The following is an 18685-nucleotide window of genomic DNA, read 5'->3' on the forward strand; positions in this document are numbered from 1 at the left end:
CAGTCAGGGAGGAGACGGGCCGCATGACCGACACGCCAGCGCACTATGACAGCGTGTTCCGGCCCGGCCTGTTCGACGGCCAGGTGATGCTGGTGACGGGCGGCGGATCAGGCATCGGCCGGTGCATCGCCCACGAGCTGGCCTCGCTGGGCGCGCAGGTCGTGCTGGCCGGGCGCAAGCCGGAGAAGCTCGCGTCTGTCGCCGAAGAGATCACCGGCGATGACGGCCTGGCTGACACGCAAGCCTTCGACATTCGCGACGAGGAGGCCGTGAACGCGGGCATCGCCGCGATCATGTCGCGCCATGGCGCCATCCATGGCCTCGTGAACAATGCCGGCGGCCAGTTCCCGGCGGAGATCAAGGACATCTCCAAGAAGGGCTGGGAGGCGGTGGTCGCCACCAATCTCACCGGCGGCTTTCTGGTGATGAAGGCGGTGTTCGAAGCGGCCATGCGCGACGCTGGCGGGGCTGTCGTGAACATCACCGCCGACATGCACAATGGCATGCCCGGCATGGCCCATTCGGGCGCGGCGCGCGCGGGCATGGAAAATCTCACCATGACCGCGGCGGTGGAGTGGGCCAGGCACGGCATCCGGGTCAACGCCGTGGCTCCGGGCTGGGTCGCGTCGTCCGGCATGGACACCTATGGCGGCGCGGTGCGCGCCATGATCCCCTATCTCAAACAGCACCTGCCCGCCCAGCGCCTGGGCTCGGAAGCCGAGATCGCCGCGGCGGTCACCTTCCTCCTGAGCCCTGCGGCCGCCTTCATCAACGGGACCTTGCTGCGCGTGGATGGCGGGGCGCCGCTGGGCGGACGCCACTGGCCGCTGGAGGCCCATGAGAACATGCCGGTCTATAATGGATTTCACCGGGCCGTGGACCCGGCTGTGCTGCGCGGAGAAGGCTGATGCCGGTGATAAGCTCGCGCCTCAATCCGTCCTCGGATGAGTTTCAGGCCGCCCGTGCGGCCATGGAAGACAAGCTCGCCAGCGCGCGCGAGCTGGAAGAGAAGGTGCGCGCCAATTCGGCCTCCAAGCGGGCGCGCTTTACCGAGCGCGGACAAATCCTGCCGCGCGAGCGCGTGGCCCAGCTGGCCGATCGCGGCGCGCCCTTCATCGAGCTCTCCACCCTCGCCGGCCTCAAAATGCACGATGATGACGGCGGACGCGGCGCCTCGGGCGGCGGGTCGGTTGTGGGCATCGGCGTGGTGGCGGGCAAGCGCTGCGTCATCTCGGCCTCCGACAGCGCCATCAAGGGCGGCACGGTCGCGCCCATGGGTCTCAAGAAGGGCCTGCGCGCCCAGGAGATCGCGCTGGAGAACAGGCTGCCCATGATCCATCTGGTGGAATCGGGCGGCGCGAACCTGCTCTACCAGGCCGAGATTTTCGTCGATGGCGGGCGCAGTTTCGCCAATCAGGCGCGCCTGAGTGCGGCCGGCATCCCCCAGATCGCCGTGGTGCACGGCTCGTCGACGGCGGGCGGCGCCTATCTGCCGGGCCTGTCGGATTATGTGGTGCTGGTGCGCGGCCAGTCGAAAATCTTCCTGGCCGGCCCGCCCCTGGTGAAAGCCGCTATCGGCGAGGATGCGGACGACGAATCCCTGGGCGGCGCCGATCTGCATGCGGAAGTCACGGGGCTGGGCGAATACATCGTCGATACCGACGCCGAGGCGGTGGCCTGCGCGCGCGAGATCATGGACAAGCTCAAATGGGATCCGGCCACGCCGCCGGGCGCCGGAACCGCGCCGCTGTTTGACGCTGACGAGCTGATGGGCGTCATCCCGCCCGATGACCGCACGCCCTGGGATGTGCGCGAGGTGATCGCGCGCATCGTCGACGGGTCGGACTTCCTCGCCTTCAAGGAACGCTACGGCGCCGAGACGGTGTGCGGCCACGCCCGCATGGGCGGCCGGCTGGTGGGGATCATTGGCAATAACGGCCCGATCCAGCCCGAAGGCTCCATGAAGGCGGGCCAGTTCATCCAGCTGTGCGACCAGTCGGGCACGCCCATCGTCTTTCTGCAGAACACCACCGGCTACATGGTCGGCACGCGCGCCGAGCGCGACGGGGCGATCAAGCATGGTTCGAAAATGATCCAGGCCGTGGCCAATGCCCGCGTGCCCAAGCTCACCATCGTGCTGGGCGGCAGTTTCGGCGCGGGCAATTACGGCATGTGCGGGCGCGGGTTCGATCCGCGCTTCATCTTCGCCTGGCCCACCGCGCGCACCGCCGTGATGGGCGGCGCCCAGGCCGCCAAGGTGATGGAGATCGTCACCCGCGCCAAGAACACCCGCGATGGTCAGGAGACGGACGAAGACGCCCTGTCCCAGATGAGCGCCATGATCGAGCAGGGCCTGAACGAGCAATCCCAGGCTCTGTTCGGCACGGCCCGGCTCTGGGATGACGGCATTATCGACCCGCGCGACACCCGCGCCATCCTGATCGAATGCCTCAATATCTGCGCCGAGGCCGAAGCGCGGACCTTGCGGCCCAACACATTCGGCGTGGCGCGCTTCTGAGCGCCCGCCCGCACACGACTGGACAGGGGCCAGGCCCCGGGAGGACATGATGCAATTCACCGAACAGCACGAGCAGCTTCGCGACACGGTGGCGAAATTCGTCGCCCAGGAAATCAATCCGTATGTGGAGGAATGGGAGGCCGCGGGCGAGTTCCCCTCCCACGCCGTGTTCAAGAAAATGGGCGATCTGGGCCTTCTGGGCCTGCGCTGGCCGGAAGAATATGGCGGCGCGGGGCTGGACATGTCCTACGCGCTGGTGATGGCCGAGGAGCTGGGCCTGATCAATTGCGGCGGCGTGCCCATGGCCATCGGCGTGCACACTGACATGTGCACGCCCGCGCTCGCCAATTTCGGCTCTGACGAATTGCGCCGCGAGTTCCTGGCCCCCTCCATCGCCGGCGATTATGTGGGCTGTCTTGGCGTGTCCGAGCCGGGCGGCGGATCGGACGTGGCTGCGGTGACCACAAGGGCTGTCTCCGATGGCGACGACTACGTCATCACCGGCACCAAGATGTGGATCACCAACGGCATGAAGGCCGACTGGTGCTGCCTGCTGGCCAACACCTCGGACGGCAAGCCGCACGAGAACAAGACCCTGATCATCGTGCCCATGAACGAGAAGGGCATCACCCGCCAGAAAATCCACAAGATCGGGATGCATTCCTCCGACACCGCCCAGCTCTTCTTCGATGAGGTGCGGGTCCCGAAACGCAACCGCATCGGCGAGGAAGGCGCGGGCTTCCTGTACCAGATGCTCCAGTTCCAGGAAGAGCGCATCTATGGCGCGGCCTCCTCGCTCAAAGCGCTCGACCGCCAGATTGACCTGACCATCGAATACACTCGCGAGCGCAAGACCTTCGGCACGCCGATCCTGGACAATCAGGTCGTCCATTTCCGCCTCGCCGAGCTGCGCACGGAAGTCGAAGCCCTGCGTTCGCTGACCTACCGGGCGGTGGAGGACTTCATCGCGGGCAAGGACGTGACCAAGCTCGCCTCCATGGCCAAGCTGAAGACCGGCCGGCTCTCGCGCGAGGTGTCCGACACCTGCCTGCAATACTGGGGCGGCATGGGCTACACCGCCGACAATCCTATCGCGCGCGCCTATCGCGACGGGCGCCTAGTCTCCATCGGCGGCGGCGCCGACGAGATCATGCTGGGCATTATCGCCAAGCTGGAAGGCACCCTGCCCCGGCGCAAGAAACCGGTGGAAGGCAATGCCTGACGGGTATCAGACCCTCCTTTGCGAGACCCGGTCGGGCGTGATGCATGTCACGCTCAACCGGCCCGAGCTGCGCAACGCCATGTCGCTGGCCATGGTAGACGAGCTGCTGGCGGCGCTGCAGGCCGCGCAGGAAAGCGGGGCGCGCGCCATCGTGCTGCGTGGAGCGGGAGGGCATTTCTGTTCGGGCGGTGATCTGAAAGACATGAGCGCGGCGCAAGGCGCTCCGGGCACGGACGGCGTCGATCCTGCGGCCAGGGTCAATGCCCGCTTCGGCTATTTGTGCAAGGCGTATGCGGAAACCGGGCTCCCGGTCGTCGCGGTGCTGGACGGCGCGGTGATGGGCGGAGGGTTTGGCCTGGCCTGCGTTGCCGATGTGGCGCTGGCGCGTGAGACGGCGGTGTTCCGCCTGCCCGAAACAGGCCTCGGCCTGGTGCCCGCCCAGATCGCGCCCTTCCTCGTGGAACGCCTGGGGTATTCCCAGGCCCGGCGCCTCGCCGTCACCGGCGGCAAGATCGATGCGCGCGCCGCCCTCTCCCTTGGCCTTGTCCACGGCGTGCATGAGGGGGAAGAGGCGCTTCAGGGCGCGCTGGACGCCGTGCTGGGCGATATCCGCAAGGGCGCGCCCGGCGCCATCGCCGCCACCAAGCGTCTGATGCGCAAGGCGCGCCTGACCGATGCGGGTGATCTCATTGATGAAGCGGCCGGGATTTTCGCCTCCGCCGTGAAAAGCGCCGAAGGCGCCGAAGGCCTGACCGCCTTCCTGGAAAAACGCCCGGCCAAATGGGTGCGGGGATGAGACCTGTCATGCAATCGCATACTTCCTTTCCTCCCCCGTTTACGGGGGAGGTGGATGGCGCGCAGCGCCAGACGGAGGGGGGAGAGCAGCGCATCAAACCCTTGCGCTTGCACACACCGCTGCATCCCCCCTCCGTCAGCTGCGCTGACACCTCCCCCGTAAACGGGGGAGGAAAGAGACGCGCCTTCTGCAGGACAAATCCATGACCGCCCGCCGCCGCATCCGTTCCGTCCTGGTCGCCAATCGCGGCGAGATCGCTGTGCGCGTGCTGCGCCATGCAAAGAACAACCAGATGCGGGCCATCGCGGTCTATTCTGACGCGGACGCAGACGCCATGCATGTGCGCGAGGCGGACATGGCCGTGCGCATCGGCCCGGCGCCCGCCGCGCAAAGCTATCTGGATATGGACGCGATCCTGGCGGCGGCCCGGGCCACAGGCGCTGACGCCATCCATCCCGGTTACGGCTTCCTGTCGGAGAACGCGGGCTTTGCGCGCGCGGTGATCGAGGCGGGGCTGATCTGGATCGGCCCGCCGCCCGACGCCATCGAGGCCATGGGCGACAAGGCGCGCGCCAAGGCGCTGCTGGCCCAGTCGGGCGTGCCCATGATCCCCGGCTGGCAGGGCGAGGACCAGTCTGACGCCAATCTCGCCCGGCAGGCCGAAACAATCGGCTATCCCCTGCTGATCAAGGCGGTGGCCGGCGGGGGCGGGCGCGGCATGCGCGCGGTCCATGATCCGGCGGAATTCGCAGACGCCCTGGCCTCGGCCCGCCGGGAGGCGAAGTCGGCCTTTGGCGATGACACGGTCATGCTGGAAAAGCTGATCGAGCGGGCCCGCCATGTGGAGGTGCAGGTCTTCGCCGACATGCACGGCAATGTGCTGCATATCGGCGAGCGCGATTGCTCGGCCCAGCGCCGGCGCCAGAAAGTCGTCGAGGAAGCCCCCTCTCCGGCGGTCAGTCCGGTCCTGCGCGCAGCCATGGGCGAGGTCGCCGTCAGGGTGGCCCAGGCGGTCAATTACGCCGGCGCGGGCACGGTGGAGTTCCTGCTTGATGACAGCGGCGCCTTCTACTTCCTGGAAATGAACACCCGCCTGCAGGTGGAGCATCCCGTCACCGAGGAGGTGTACGGCATGGATCTGGTGGGCTGGCAGTTCCTGGCCGCTGAAGGCGGCGCCCTGCCCGCGACCCAGGACCAGATGGAGCCCCACGGCCACGCCATCGAGGTGCGGCTCTACGCCGAGGACCCGCTGGACGGCTTCAAGCCGCAATCAGGCGAGATCGCCTGGTTCGATCCCATGGCGGCGGACCGCCAGGTGCGCATCGATACCGGGTTCGAGACCGGCGATGTGATCTCCACCGCCTATGACGCCATGGCCGCCAAGATCATCGCCTATGCGCCCAATCGCGACGAGGCCATTGATCTTCTGCTCGCCGGGCTCGCCAAGGCGCCCATGATGGGCGTGAAGACCAATCGCGATTTTCTCATGCGCCTGATCGACAGCCAGGCCTTCCGGTCAGGCGCGCTGACCATTGATGATCTCGACGCCTGGGCCGGCGCGGGCGAAGGCCCGTTCGCGGCGCAGCCCGTTCCCCATGAGGCCGCCGCCATCGCCGCGCTTGTCATGGCCGCCCACGGGTCCGGCGTGGTGCGCTCCGGCTCGGTGACCCGCTTCGCCCTGCCGCTGGAAGCCGACGGCGAGACGCTGGAGCCGTTCGTGGAGCAGACCGGGCCGGACGCGCTCAAAGTCACCCTGGACGGCCAGAGCCACAGAATCGCGCTGGTGGACTGGCGCGGGGTCCATCTGGACTACCGGCTGGACGGCGTGGACCGGCGCTGCCTGGCGCTGAGGGGCGAGGACGGCGTGCTCCACATCGCCCTTTCCGACCGCATCGTGAGCCTGCGCGAGCCGGCCCTGCTGGGCCGCGCGGACGCCGCCGATCCCTCAACCGTGCGCGCGCCGGTCAGCGGCGCGGTGGCCGCCGTGCACGTCAAGCCCGGCGACGAGGTCAAGGCCGGCGACGTGCTGGTGGTTATGGAAGCCATGAAGATGGAAATGCGCCTCACAGCGGCGGCGGACGCGGTTGTCGCCGCCGTTCACGCCGCGCCCGGCCAGCAGGCCGCGGGCGGCGCACTGCTAATCGAACTCAAGCTTTAAGGAGCAGGCATAATGGACAAGGCCGTGCTGACCTGTGCGCTCAATGGCGTGCTGACCAATCCCAAGACCCACCCGGTGCCTGTGACGCCCGAACAGATGGCCGCCAGCGCGCGCGAAGCCTATGACGCGGGCGCCTCGGTGATGCACGTGCATTTTCGCATGCAGGAGGAGGGCTTTGGTCATTTCCCCAGCTGGGACCCGGAGGTGGCCGCCGCCATCATCGACGCCATCCGCGCGGCCTGTCCGGACGTGGTCATCAACCAGACCACCGGCATTGTCGGCCCGGATGTGTCCGGGCCTGTGGCGTGCATCAAGCGCGTGAAGCCGGAGATCGCCGCCTGCAATGCCGGCTCGCTCAACTATCTGAAAATCAGGAGCGATGGCAGCTGGGCCTGGCCGCCCATGGTGTTCGACAATCCGGTGGAGAAAATCCAGACCATGCTGGACGCCATGGCCGAGGTGGGCGCCCATCCCGAGTTTGAATGCTTCGATGTGGGCATTGTGCGCAGCGTGGGCATGTATATCGAGAACGGCATGTCGCCGGCGGCCCACTATAATTTCGTCATGGGCGTGGCCTCGGGCATGCCCTGCGACCCGGCGCTGCTGGAGCTCCTGATCAAGTACAAGCGCGCGGACGATCCCTGGCAGGCGACCCTGATCGGGCGGGCCGAGATCTGGCCGGTCCATCAGCGCGTGGCCGATCTGGGCGGCATGCTGCGCACCGGGCTGGAAGACACGTTCTACCTGCCCGATGGCGAGCGCGCCCCGGGCAATGGCGCGCTGATCGAGGCGCTGGCGCAATGCGCGCGAAACGCCGGACGCGAGGTGGCGTCGCCGCTGGAAGCGCGTAAGATCATGGGGCTGACACACTAGACCGCCGGCCAAAAGGACCGGAGGCGGACGCACGGGAGGACGCCATGCAGGCGAGCGCACAGGAATTGCCGCGGATCGGGGACGGACTGTTTCCCTCAACGCCTGCGCGGCTTCTGGATCAGGCTGAACGGCGCGGCGATGCGCCGGCCTATTCGGTGCATGACGGCGAAGGCTGGGTTAGCACGAACTGGCGCGACTACGCCGCCCAGACCCGTCAGGCCGCCCGCGCCCTGATCGCGCTGGATTTCAAGCCCGATGACGCGTGCGCCATTCTGGGCTTCAACCGGCCCGAATGGACCATCACCGCCATCGCCGCCATGATGGCCGGCGGGCGCCCGGCCGGGGTCTACTGGACCAGTTCGGAACCGGAGATCGCCTATATCCTCCAGCACTCCGAAAGCCCGGTCTATCTGGTCGAGACCGCCGAGCAGGCGCGCAATGCGCTGGCGCTCAAGGCGGAGTGTCCGAACCTCGCCCATATCATCATGATGCAGGGTCCCGAGCCTGCGCCCGAGGGCGTTTTGAGCTGGGAGGCTTTCATGGCGCTGGGCGAGGATCGTCATGACGACGCCGTCAGCGCGCGCCTCAAGGCCATTACCGAGGCCACCATCGGCTCGCTGATCTATACTTCCGGCACCACCGGCCCGCCCAAGGCGGTGATGCTGAGCCATGGCAATATCTCCTGGAGCGCAGGCATGCTCTCGCAGATGTTCGACCATCGCGAGGGGGATGCGGGCCTGTCCTACCTGCCGCTGGCCCATATCGCCGAGCAGCAGGCCAGCGTGCACAATCACGTGGCCTCGGGCTCCAATCTCTATTTCGCCCGCTCAATGGAAACGCTGGCCGAGGACCTGCAGGGTGCGCGCCCGACCGTATTCTTCGGCGTGCCGCGGGTGTGGGAGAAATTCCACGAGGCCCTGCGCGGACGCCTGGCCGAGGCCACCGGCCCGAAAGCGAAAATCGCCGCCTGGGCCATGGGCGTGGCCAGGCGCTATCACGACGCGGACATCAACGGGCGCAGTCCCGGCCCGGTCCTGTCGCTGCAGATGGGCATCGCCCGCGCGCTGGTGCTCAACAAGATCAAGACCGCCCTGGGGCTGGAGCGCGCGCGCATGCTGATCTCGGGCGCCGCGCCGATCTCGAAGGAGATTCTCACCTTCTTCACCGGGCTCGATCTGGTGATCTATGAGGGCTATGGCCAGTCGGAAACCAGCGCGCCCACCTGTTTCAACCAGCCTGGCGCGGTGCGCCTGGGCTCGGTGGGCCGGCTCATCGACCATATGGAAGCGCGCATCTCCGAGGAGGGCGAGCTGCAGGTGAAGGGACCCAATGTCTTCGCCGGCTACATGAAGAATAACGAGGCCACCGAGAGCACCTTCACCCGAGACGGCTGGATGCGCACGGGCGATGTGGTGCGCAAGGACGAGGACGGGTTCTTTTTCATCACCGGACGGATCAAGGACATCATCATCACTTCGGGCGGCAAGAATATCACGCCGGCCAATATCGAGACCGACCTGATGAATGATCCGCTGATCGAGCATGCCGTCGTGGTCGGCGACGCGCGGCCCTATCTCACCGCCCTGGTCACGCTGAGCGAGGACGGGCTGGCCAAATTCGCCAAGACGCAAGACATCAGCGTGGAGGACGCGCGCGCCAGCGAGGCCCTTACCGCCGCGCTCCAGACCGCCGTGGATGGAGTCAACAAGCGCTATGCGCGCGTGGAGAATGTGCGCAAGTTCCGGGTCCTGCCCGCGGCCCTGACCGTGGAGACCGGCGAGCTGACCCCCACCATGAAGGTGCGGCGCAATGTGGTGACGGCGCGCAACAGCGCGCTCATCGACGCCATGTACGCCGAAGGCCATGCCGGCGCCGAGGACTGACGCCCTTCCTGGCACGTGCGGCGTCCTGATCATCGGGGCCGGTTTCGCCGGCCTCGCCATGGGACGGGCGCTGGACAGGGCGGGCGTGCGCGATTTTCTGATCCTGGACCGCGCAGACGGGCCAGGCGGGGTCTGGCGCGCCAACCGCTATCCCGGCGCGGCCTGCGACGTGCCCAGCCATCTCTATTCCTTCAGCTATTATCCGAACCCGGACTGGAGCCGGAAATTCTCGCCCCAGGCCGAGATTCTCGCCTATCTCGAACGCGCCGCAGACGCGTTCGGCCTGGGCGGGCGCATGCGCTTCAATGAGGCGGTCGCCGCCCTTTCCTTCGACGAGGCGGGCGGGCGCTGGCAGGTCACGCTTCAGGATGGCCGCACCCTCACCGCGCGCACGGTGGTCAGCGCTGTAGGCCAGCTCAGCGAGCCCTTCACGCCGGCGATACAGGGCATGCAGGGGTTTGACGGCGCCGCCGTCCATGCCGCCCAGTGGCCCGATGATCTTGATGTGACGGGCAAGGACGTGGCCGTCATCGGCAATGCGGCCAGCGCCGTCCAGCTGCTGCCCGAACTGGCCGACAAGGCCCGGCGCCTCACCGTTTTCCAGCGCACCCCCAACTGGATCATCGCCAAGCCCGACCGCGCGTTTACGGCGTCCGAGCGCTTCGCGTTCCGCTATATACCCGGCTGGCTGGCGCTCTACCGGGCGGGCAGTTTCTGGATCCATGAGAGCCGGTACTCGGCCTTTGTGTCAGGGACCATCTCCAACGCTTTTGTGCGCTGGAACATGCTGCGCAAGCTGAAGCGCGAGGTGCGCGACCCGGACCTGCGCGCCCGGCTGACGCCGGACTATGCGCCGGGCTGCAAGCGCATACTTCTGACCAATGATGTCTTCGCCACGCTTCAGCGCGATCACGTCACCCTGGACGATAGCGGCGTGGCGCGGGCGGGCGCGCGCGAGCTGATCAATGGCCGGGGACAGCGCGTACCGGCTGATGTGGTGGTGTTCGCCACCGGTTTTCAGACCACAGACTTTCTGCCCACCCTCACGGTGACCGGACGCGGCGGCGCAGACCTGCGCCAGGCCTGGGGCGCCAGCCCGAGCGCCTATCGCGGCGTGGCGGTGCACGGCTTTCCCAACCTGTTCATCCTGTACGGCCCGAACACCAATCTGGGCCACAACTCCATCGTCTACATGCTCGAGCGCCAGTGCGCCTACGCCGCGCGCCAGATCGCCCGTCTGTTCAAGGAGGATCTGCGCACGCTGGAGGTCACAGCCGAAGCTCAGGACGCCTATAATGAACAACTGCAAGCGAAGCTCGCGCGCACGGTCTGGGCGGAGGATTGTCCCAGCTGGTACAAGACACGCGACGGGGTGATCACCAATAACTGGGCCGGGCTCGCCAGCGGATTCGCCCGCACCCTCGCCCGGCGCGATGATCAGGCCTGGTCGGCGGCCAGATGAGGCGCCAGCCAGTCCCTCGCCCGCGCCAGCGCGGCGTCCGCCTCGCTGATCAGCGGCGCGAACAGCTGGAAATCATGCCACATCGCCTGCCAGACCTCGCAGCGCGTCTCCACGCCGGCGGCTTCCAGCGCGTCATGAAGGCGCACGGCGTCGTCCAGCAGCACCTCGTCCTCGCCCACCTGGATGAAGACCGGCGGCAGGCCGGCAAGATCGGCGAACAGGGGCGAGGCTTCGGGATCGCGCGAATCGAGCTGGCCGAGATAGAGATCGGCGCCAGCCTTGAGATTGCCCGGCGTCAGCATGGGATCGGCGCCGGCGCGCGCCTTCACGCTGGCGCCCGACAAGGACAGATCCGTCCACGGAGAGATGAGATAAAGGGCGGCGGGCATGACCCCGCCCGCCTGGCGCTGGCGGATGACGCTGGAGAGCGCCAGGCCGCCGCCCGCGCTGTCGCCCGCCAGCAGGACCGGGCCATCGGCTTCGGCGCAGATTTCAGCCAGCGCCGCAGCGCCGTCCTCCACCGCCGCCGGGCATTGGTGCTCGGGCGCCAGGCGGTAATCGACCGAAATGGCGCTCATATTGAGCAGGGTGCTCAGGCGCGCGACCAGCGGCTTGTGGCTCTGGGCCGATCCGCGCGAATAGCCCCCGCCATGCAGATACAGGATCGCCCCCGGCGCCGGCTTCACCGGCGTGAAGCGCAGGGCCTGCAGGCCGGCATAGCTGATGCGGTCAATATGCACGCCCTTGGGCGGAGGCAGGCGGTCACCGGCATGGTCCATGCGCTGGCGCTGCACGTCCACCGGCGCCTCGCGCGAGAGCGAGGCGCGGCCCACCTTGCGCGCCATGCGCCGTCCCAGAAACCGGCGCAGTCCCAGCCCGCCCTGATGACCCATCGTTTCCAGCATGAAGATCTCCAGCCATGACAATAACGGGCTCAGCATTCACCCTGCCGTGCGGCGTGACAATCCCGAACCGCCTGGCCAAGGCGGCCATGACCGAAGGCCTGGCCGAGCCGGGCGGCAGGGCGGGGACGCGCATTGCACGGCTTTACCAGGCCTGGGGCCAGGGCGGGGCGGGATTGCAGATCACCGGCAATATCATGGTGGACCGGCGCTATCGCGAGCGTCCAGCCAATATCGTGGTGGACGGTGAACAAAGCGCTGAAGCCATGGCCGGGCTCGCTGCTTTCGCCGGGGCCGCCAAGGCAGGCGGCGGCGCGGTGATCGCCCAGATCTCACACGCCGGGCGCCAGAGCCCGAAACTCATCGCGCCCGAACCGGTGGGGCCTTCGGCCATACCCGTCGCCCTGCCCGGCGGGGTGTTCGCCGCACCGCGCGCCCTCGGCGATGACGAGATCATGGACGTGATCGCGCGCTTTTCGCGCACCGCCGCCGCGCTGGTCAGCGCCGGGTTTGACGGCGTGCAGGTCCATGGCGCCCACGGCTATCTGATCAGCGAGTTCCTGAGCCCGCGGGTCAATCAGCGCCATGACCGCTGGGGCGGCCCGCTGGAGAACCGCGCCCGGCTGCTGATCGAGACGGTGCGCGCCGTGCGCGCGGCGGTGGGGCCCGACAAGGCGGTGAGCGTGAAGCTCAACTCGTCCGATTTCCAGAAGGGCGGATATGATTTCGCAGACTGCCTGCAGGTCGTCGCTCTGCTCGCGCAGGAGGGCGTGGACCTTCTGGAAATCTCAGGCGGGAATTACGAACAGCCGCGCATGATGGGGCTGGACGGGCTTGAGCCGGTGTTCGAGGCCGATGCGCGCGAAAGCACAAGGGCGCGCGAGGCCTATTTCATGAGCTATGCCCGCCAGATGATCGCCGCTTCCTCCATCCCGGTCATGGTGACCGGCGGTTTCAGAACCGCGCGCGCCATGACCGAGGCGCTGGAGGACAAGGTGGCGCTGATCGGGCTTGGCCGCCCGCTTTGCGTGGATCCGGACGCGCCGCTGAAACTGCTCAATGGCGAATGGGACTGGCTGCCCGCCTGGGAAAATCAGTTGAAAATGCCCGCCATCTTCACCGCCGCCCTGCCCGAAGATGTGCGCCGAGCGGTGCAGGGCTTTGGCGTGATGGCGTTCTTCTATCGCAATATCCTCAGGCTCGCGGACGGCAAAACGCCCAAGCGCTCCATGAACCTGATGGCCGCCCTCATCGCCCACCAGATGACCGAAGCCGCAGACGCCAGGCGGATCTAACCCTCAGCGCCCGGCGCCGAAACCGCCGCGCCAGGCGCGCGCGCCGCCCACGTCCGACAGGGCGCTGGCCAGCGCCGCCAGCTCCGCCCCGGCGCCGCGCGACCGGCTGTCGGCGGCCAGCGTAAACGCATCGGCGTGCCCGGTCTGCGCCATGGCCGCGCCATAGCGCGTCTCGACCCGCTCCAGCCCGGCGCGGTCCTCGGCCAGCGCATAGGCCAGGATGGCGCGCATCACGTCATGGGCCTCGCCCTCATCCAGCGCCTCATCCCTGCGCCAGCGGTCGCCCAGCATGGCTTCCAGGCGCCGTCCCGCCTCGCTCCAGCGCCGGGCATTCCAGGCGATGTCGGCGCGCAGCCTGTCCGCGTCGCGGGTACGGTCGGTCTCGATCAGCTCCAGCGCATGATCGGTGCGCCCCAGCCCCGCCAGCGCGCGCGCCTGCAACAGGCGGCGCGAGGCCACCAGCTCGCCGGGCAGGCCCGCCATGCGGGTGCGCTCAAGCGCATTGAGGGCGGATTCAGGATTGCCGTCCATGAGATGGACCCGGGCCAGTTCCCCGGCGATCTGGGCGCGCGCCAGGCTGGTCATGGTCACGTCCGGGCGCAACTGGTGCTCCAGGAGTTCGGCGGCCCGGTCGTACAGGCCGATATCCACCAGACGGCGCGCAATGCGGCGCACGATGCGGTGGCCTGCCGGACCTTGCGGGGTCAGCGCATTATGCTCGTACCACAGGGCCAGCGCCTGCATCGGATCCATGCGGTCAAAGCGCTCGCCCTCGAACAGGCGCACGAACTCGGCCTGCATGTCCACGCTCAGCTGGCGCGCCACCCGGCTGCCGGGGAAGCGCGCCTGGGCGGCGGCCATGATGTCGAAGGCCTCGTCATAGCGCCCCGCCTCGGCATAGGCGCGCCCCAGCATGCCCGCCACCGCCTGCTCCACCTCGTCTCCGCGCCAACGATAGAGCAGGCCCTCCAGCTGGGTGGCTGCTTCTGCGGCGTTGATGCGGCCATGGGCCATTTCCAGCCGGGTCTGCTCCAGCCGGGCGCGCGCCTGGATCGGGCGCCAGGGGTCATTGTCCAGGGCGGCGTAGCGCGCCAGAGCCAGTTCAATCTCGCCCTGCGCCGCCGACAGGCCCGCCTCGGCGAAGGCGGCTTCGGCGCGCGCGCGCTTGTCCGGCGTCTCTTCAAAGGCGCGGTCCAGCCACACCTGGGCGCCCGCCAGGTCCTGGGCGTTCAGGGACGCATTGGCCGCCGCCGCCGAGATGCGCGCGCGCCAGACCGGGTCCATGAAGAACATCGCTTCGCGCCCTTCCTCGAACAGGCGGCGTGCGCGCGGCCAGTCGCTGCGCGCCGCCGCCAGCAGGCCCTGCCAGGGCTTGGCGGCTGGGTCATTGACCAGGGCGGGATGGGCGAAATGACGCTCGGCCTCGCTGAAGCGGCCGGCCATATAGGCCGCCGCCCCCAGAAGCGCTGCGATTTCCGGCGACGTCTCGTATTCAGGGCGCAGATCGGCGGCCAGCCGCGCCGCGCCGGCGGCCTCATGGGCCAGCTCCCAGCCCAGCAGGAAGCGCGACAGCGCCAGGACGCTTTCCGGGTCCAGCGCGCGGGCCTGGCGCTGATGCATGCGCCGCCCGTCCAGGAAGGGCTGTTCGCCGCGCCAGGCGGCCAGATCGAGAAATCCCGGCGAGACCGGCGCGTCCGATCCTGCCCTCAAGGATGGGTCCGAGGCGCGCGACAGGGTCAGCCCGCCCGGGCGCGACAGCTCCGCCCCGCCGGGCCGCACGCTCAGGGACAGGCCATCGGAAATCGCCTGCACGGCGGCGCCATGGGTGGACGCCAGCAGCACCGCGTCGGCGAAATGGCGCGGCTCGGCAACGCCGGCCATGCGCCCGTCGGCGGTGAGCACCAGCAGCGTATCACCCACTGCCGGATCGGCCACCGTGACGACCTGACGGGCGCCAGGAAGCGACAGGCGCAGCACGGCCGGGCGCCCGAAACCGGTGTCACGGGCCAGGCGCACCGGCTGGGGCGCTTCGCTCAGGGCGTCGTCCAGCACCACTGTCCACCCCGCCCCGGCAGCGCGCGCATCAGCCAGGCTGGCGGGCGCAGCGTCGATGCGCAGAGCGGCGTAATCTTCGCCCCGCAGGGCCTCAACAGCCCGGATATGGCTGGAACTGACCGTCTCAAGGGCGCTGATATCCAGTTCGGCGCTGGCGTCGAAGACGATCCAGATGGCGCCCGCCCGGCGGAACACCGCCGCGCCCGGCAGCGCCTCCCAGGGGAAATGCAGGCTCACCGCCCCGCCTGTTCCCGGCTGGGCGCGCACGCGCACCACCCCATCGGCAGGGACCGGGTCCACGCGCGGCGGCTCCACGCTGATCACGTCTTCAAGAAAGTCCGGATAATCATCCGTGTCTTGCGTGGCGGGCGCCGCATCCGCAGGCTCGGGGCCGTCTTCACCAGCCTCCGCCAGCGCCGGCCCGGCGCCATTGATCTCGGCATAGGCCTGCAGAGCGGCCAGAGCGGAGTCAACGGAGGCCTCGCCGCGCACCGCATCCACCGTCACCTCGCCCGGCGCATCGCTCCAGGCGCGCAGACGCACATCCTCTTGCAGCGTGAAGACCAGGGTGAAGCGCGCCCCGCCATCGCGCTCGCGGCTCACCGCATCGATGAAACGCGGCGGCGCCCCGTTGAGCCGGGACAGATCAATCTCCGCCTCACGCTCAAAGCTCAGCCGCCCCTCGCGCCCGTCCTGGTCCAGCGTCCAGCCGACCGGTTCGGGCCAGGTGAAAATCATGCGCGTCCAGTCACTGGCCTCGCCGATGCGCACGCTCACCGGCAAAGGCGGCGGCAGCTCGGCGGCGCGCGCCTCGGCTTCAGCCTGCGCAGCCCGGCGCGCAGCCTCCGCCTCGCGCTGACGGCGCTCATACGGGCTTACGACAGGATCAAGCACCGGGCCGCCCGGCGGCGCCAGGTCCAGCGCAATCACATTGTGAGACACGCTCACCTGCGGTTCGACACCGCGGTTGAGCGCCAGGCGCAGCGTGCGGCCGTCCGCATCCAGGCGCGCCATGGCGACATAATCACTGACCGCCTCCCGCAGGGCGTTGGCGTCAAGCGCCACCGGTTCAGACAGTCGCGCGATGAGCACGGCGCCCGCAGCGATCTCGGCCTGCGCGTCCAGGGCGCCGCCCGCCTCTTCGGGCAAGGTGATCAGAACGCGCGCAACCGGGCCTTGCCGCTCCACCGACACGCTGGCGGGCGTCTGCGCCCAGAGCGCGCCGGAGGCCAGCCCCGCAAGGGCCGCCGCCGCCAGTATGGGGACATCAGTCCGCCGCCGCCACACGGCGAGCCTCCAGTTCAGCCCGCGTCTGGGGCGGCTGGGCCCGGGCGGCCAGCATCATGGTCAGCTCGGCCACGAAGCGCGGATTGGCGCTTTCCATGATCTGGGAGAAGCGCCGGGCGTTGGATTCCTGCATCTGGGCGGCGATCTTGAGCAGGGTCTCGCGATCGGTCTCCATCAGGGTCTGCATCACCGGCGCGGCGGCTTCCGGCTCCATGGTGGCATAAACGCGCACCAGCGCGTTCAGCTGCGCCTCGCGCTGGCTGTCGAGCTCACCCACAAGGGCGTGAATGTCATCGCGCAGCTCGATCAGCCGCGCCTCGCGCTCGTCCATGCGCCGCTCGGCGACTTCGATCAGCTGCTCGCGCGTATCCAGTTCCGCCTCGCGCTGGTCGAGCGCGCGCAGACGCTGGGCGACGCGATTCTGCAGGTCCAGCTCCGACTGGGACGGCAGGACGATGGCCGGCTCCTCCTCCACTGACCGTGAGGCCGGCAATGGCGGCGGCGCGCTCTCGCGCGCGGCGGGCGCAGGCTCATTGTCCTCCACCGCATGGGCGGCGCCCGACATCCAGCTGATGGCGCCATCAGCCAAAGACAGCGCCTTGAGCGCCAGAAGCCCGCCCAGCAGCACCGACAGCAAGAGCAGAGGACGCGGACTCATCACGCTCACCTCATGGCCTTGAGGGTTTCAAGGCGCCGGCGCGAGGCATCCGCCGCCGCCGGCTCCGCCGTCCGCGCCGCGCTTGTGCGCTGGGGGCGCCCGACCAGCCGGGCCGCCTGGCTCTCGGCGCCCGCGCCCAGAAGGCGCAACTCGTCGGCCATGGCGCGCGCCTGTTCCACCTCGCTCTTCAGGCCTGCGCCCTGTTCGCGCGCGGCCCGGTCCAGCGCCGCCAGGCTGGCGCGGGCGCGGTCGACGGCGTCATTGAGCCCGGCAATGGTTTCTTTCAGCCCGTCCTGCCCCTCGCGCAGGGCGCGCAGGCGCCGGTCCACGCGCCAGCACATGATGGCGGCGGCGGCCAGGAGGATGCAGATCAGGCCTTCAAAGGCGAGGGCGGCGAGCGTCATGTGAACCCCATCATGGATTTGCGCGCCGCCGCCGACAGCGGCGCATCAAGGCGGACCCCGATATTGTGGCCGATACGGCCCATGCGGCCGTGGGTCAGACGGATCGGCCCGCAGCGCAGCTCGATGGCGCCGTCCTGACCGGTATCGAGCATCAGCGTGTCGCCGACCTTCAGCGCCATCACCTCGCCCAGCGGCTTGCACATTTCATCGAGCACCGCCGAGACCTCCACCTTGGTCGACCACAGCTCGGTGGCCAGGTGACTTTCCCAGATATTGTCCCGGCCGAACTTCTCGCCCATGAACTGCTGGAGCAGCATTTTGCGGATGGGCTCCAGCGTGGCGTAGGGCAGCAGCATCTCGATGCGCCCGCCCCGGTCTTCCATATCAATGCGCAGCTTGACCAGGATCGCCGCATTGGCCGGACGGGCGATGGCGGCGAAGCGCGGATTGGTTTCCACCCGGTCGAGATCGAAATCCACTTCGGTCAGCGGGGCGAAGGCCGAGCGCGCATCATTGAGCACCACCTCGATCATGCGCTGGACCAGCGTGCGTTCGATGGTGGTGTAGGGCCGGCCCTCCACGCGCATGGCCGACGTGCCCCGGCGCCCGCCCAGCAACACGTCCACGATGGAGTAGATCAGGTTGGAGTCCACCGTCAGCAGGCCGAAATTGTCCAGCTGCCGGGCGCGGAACACCGCCAGAATCGCCGGCAGGGGAATGGAGTTGAGATAATCGCCAAAGCGGATGGAGGAGATATTGTCCAGGCTCACCTCCACGTTATCGGAGGTGAAATTGCGCAATGAGGTCGTCATCAGCCGCACCAGGCGGTCAAAGACGATCTCCAGCATGGGCAGGCGCTCATAGGAGACCAGCGCCGAATTGATGATCGCGCGGATGCCCGAGCGCTCGCCCGCCTCGTCATCGGAGACCGAAAAGCCCAGAAGGGAATCGATCTCGTCCTGATTGAGGATGCGCTCCTGGGCCTGGCCGCCTTGCGTGGGCAGGAAAGTCTGCGCGTCGTCGCCGACCATGGCCTCCCACTCGGAGGCCAGCGCATCGCCTTCCCCTTCTTCGCCCGGAAGGGCGTCAAAGTCCGGCTGGTCGCCAGCGGCGGCGGCTTCCCACTCCGCGGCCAGGGCGTCCTGATCAATATCGCTCAAGGCCCGCCCTCC

14 protein-coding genes are annotated in these 18685 nt (G+C 68.4%); 9 read left to right on the plus strand and 5 right to left on the minus strand.

Going from position 1 to position 18685, the window contains the following annotated elements; genetic code table 11:
• Positions 1–23: 23 nt before the first annotated feature.
• The 8 genes from F1654_RS05855 (at position 24) to F1654_RS05890 (ending at position 10912) form a co-directional block, all read left to right on the plus strand.
• Complete coding sequence (locus tag F1654_RS05855; protein ID WP_150022600.1) at positions 24–908, plus strand: SDR family oxidoreductase; 885 nt, start codon at positions 24–26, stop codon at positions 906–908.
• A complete protein-coding gene (locus tag F1654_RS05860) occupies positions 908–2518 on the plus strand; it encodes an acyl-CoA carboxylase subunit beta (protein ID WP_150022601.1) in 1611 nt (536 codons plus the stop codon). Before F1654_RS05855 ends, F1654_RS05860 begins: the two co-directional genes overlap by 1 nt.
• A 49-nt stretch (positions 2519–2567) precedes the next feature.
• The gene (locus F1654_RS05865; RefSeq protein ID WP_150023360.1) at positions 2568–3740 is read left to right on the plus strand and encodes an acyl-CoA dehydrogenase family protein; all 1173 of its coding nucleotides are present in this window, start codon (positions 2568–2570) and stop codon (positions 3738–3740) included.
• Positions 3733–4536 (plus strand): enoyl-CoA hydratase/isomerase family protein, encoded by an 804-nt coding sequence (locus F1654_RS05870; RefSeq protein ID WP_150022602.1) that lies wholly within the window; start codon positions 3733–3735, stop codon positions 4534–4536. Before F1654_RS05865 ends, F1654_RS05870 begins: the two co-directional genes overlap by 8 nt.
• 202 nt (positions 4537–4738) lie before the next feature.
• Positions 4739–6694 carry an acetyl/propionyl/methylcrotonyl-CoA carboxylase subunit alpha gene (locus tag F1654_RS05875; RefSeq protein ID WP_150022603.1) on the plus strand — a complete coding sequence of 652 codons (1956 nt, stop codon included), beginning with the start codon at positions 4739–4741 and terminating at the stop codon, positions 6692–6694.
• Between the two features lie 12 nt (positions 6695–6706).
• The gene (locus F1654_RS05880; protein ID WP_150022604.1) at positions 6707–7567 is read left to right on the plus strand and encodes a BKACE family enzyme; all 861 of its coding nucleotides are present in this window, start codon (positions 6707–6709) and stop codon (positions 7565–7567) included.
• 44 nt (positions 7568–7611) lie between these two features.
• Positions 7612–9450, plus strand: a complete 1839-nt coding sequence (locus tag F1654_RS05885; RefSeq protein WP_150022605.1) for an AMP-dependent synthetase/ligase — start codon at positions 7612–7614, stop codon at positions 9448–9450.
• Positions 9431–10912 carry a flavin-containing monooxygenase gene (locus F1654_RS05890; RefSeq protein ID WP_150022606.1) on the plus strand — a complete coding sequence of 494 codons (1482 nt, stop codon included), beginning with the start codon at positions 9431–9433 and terminating at the stop codon, positions 10910–10912. Before F1654_RS05885 ends, F1654_RS05890 begins: the two co-directional genes overlap by 20 nt.
• Here F1654_RS05890 and F1654_RS05895 read toward each other — a convergent pair.
• Positions 10888–11817, minus strand: a complete 930-nt coding sequence (locus F1654_RS05895; RefSeq protein ID WP_150022607.1) for an alpha/beta hydrolase — start codon at positions 11815–11817, stop codon at positions 10888–10890. The two genes, F1654_RS05890 and F1654_RS05895, sit on opposite strands and share 25 nt — an antisense overlap.
• Before the next feature lie 14 nt (positions 11818–11831).
• Here F1654_RS05895 and F1654_RS05900 point away from each other — a divergent pair, with 14 nt between their 5' ends.
• Positions 11832–13109: an NADH:flavin oxidoreductase/NADH oxidase family protein gene (locus F1654_RS05900; RefSeq protein WP_150022608.1), complete on the plus strand. Its 1278-nt coding sequence runs from the start codon at positions 11832–11834 to the stop codon at positions 13107–13109.
• A gap of 3 nt (positions 13110–13112) precedes the next feature.
• Here the strand turns inward: F1654_RS05900 and F1654_RS05905 are convergent, their stop codons facing one another.
• Genes F1654_RS05905 through fliM form a run of 4 tightly spaced genes read right to left on the minus strand, consistent with a single transcriptional unit; the run spans position 13113 to position 18673 of the window.
• Entirely contained in the window at positions 13113–16451 is a 3339-nt protein-coding gene (locus F1654_RS05905; RefSeq protein WP_150022609.1) for a hypothetical protein, read from the minus strand.
• Positions 16432–17109, minus strand: coding sequence for a MotE family protein (locus F1654_RS05910; protein WP_150022610.1), 678 nt, complete (start codon positions 17107–17109; stop codon positions 16432–16434). The genes F1654_RS05905 and F1654_RS05910 overlap by 20 nt, the downstream gene beginning before the upstream one ends.
• A 5-nt stretch (positions 17110–17114) precedes the next feature.
• Entirely contained in the window at positions 17115–17513 is a 399-nt protein-coding gene (locus tag F1654_RS05915; protein ID WP_150022611.1) for a DUF6468 domain-containing protein, read from the minus strand.
• A complete protein-coding gene (gene fliM, locus F1654_RS05920) occupies positions 17510–18673 on the minus strand; it encodes a flagellar motor switch protein FliM (protein WP_233205162.1) in 1164 nt (387 codons plus the stop codon). The genes F1654_RS05915 and fliM overlap by 4 nt, the downstream gene beginning before the upstream one ends.
• Positions 18674–18685 lie beyond the last annotated feature (12 nt).

Source organism: Alkalicaulis satelles, assembly GCF_008630495.1.
In the GTDB taxonomy this organism is placed as follows: Bacteria; Pseudomonadota; Alphaproteobacteria; order Caulobacterales; family Maricaulaceae; genus Oceanicaulis; species Oceanicaulis satelles.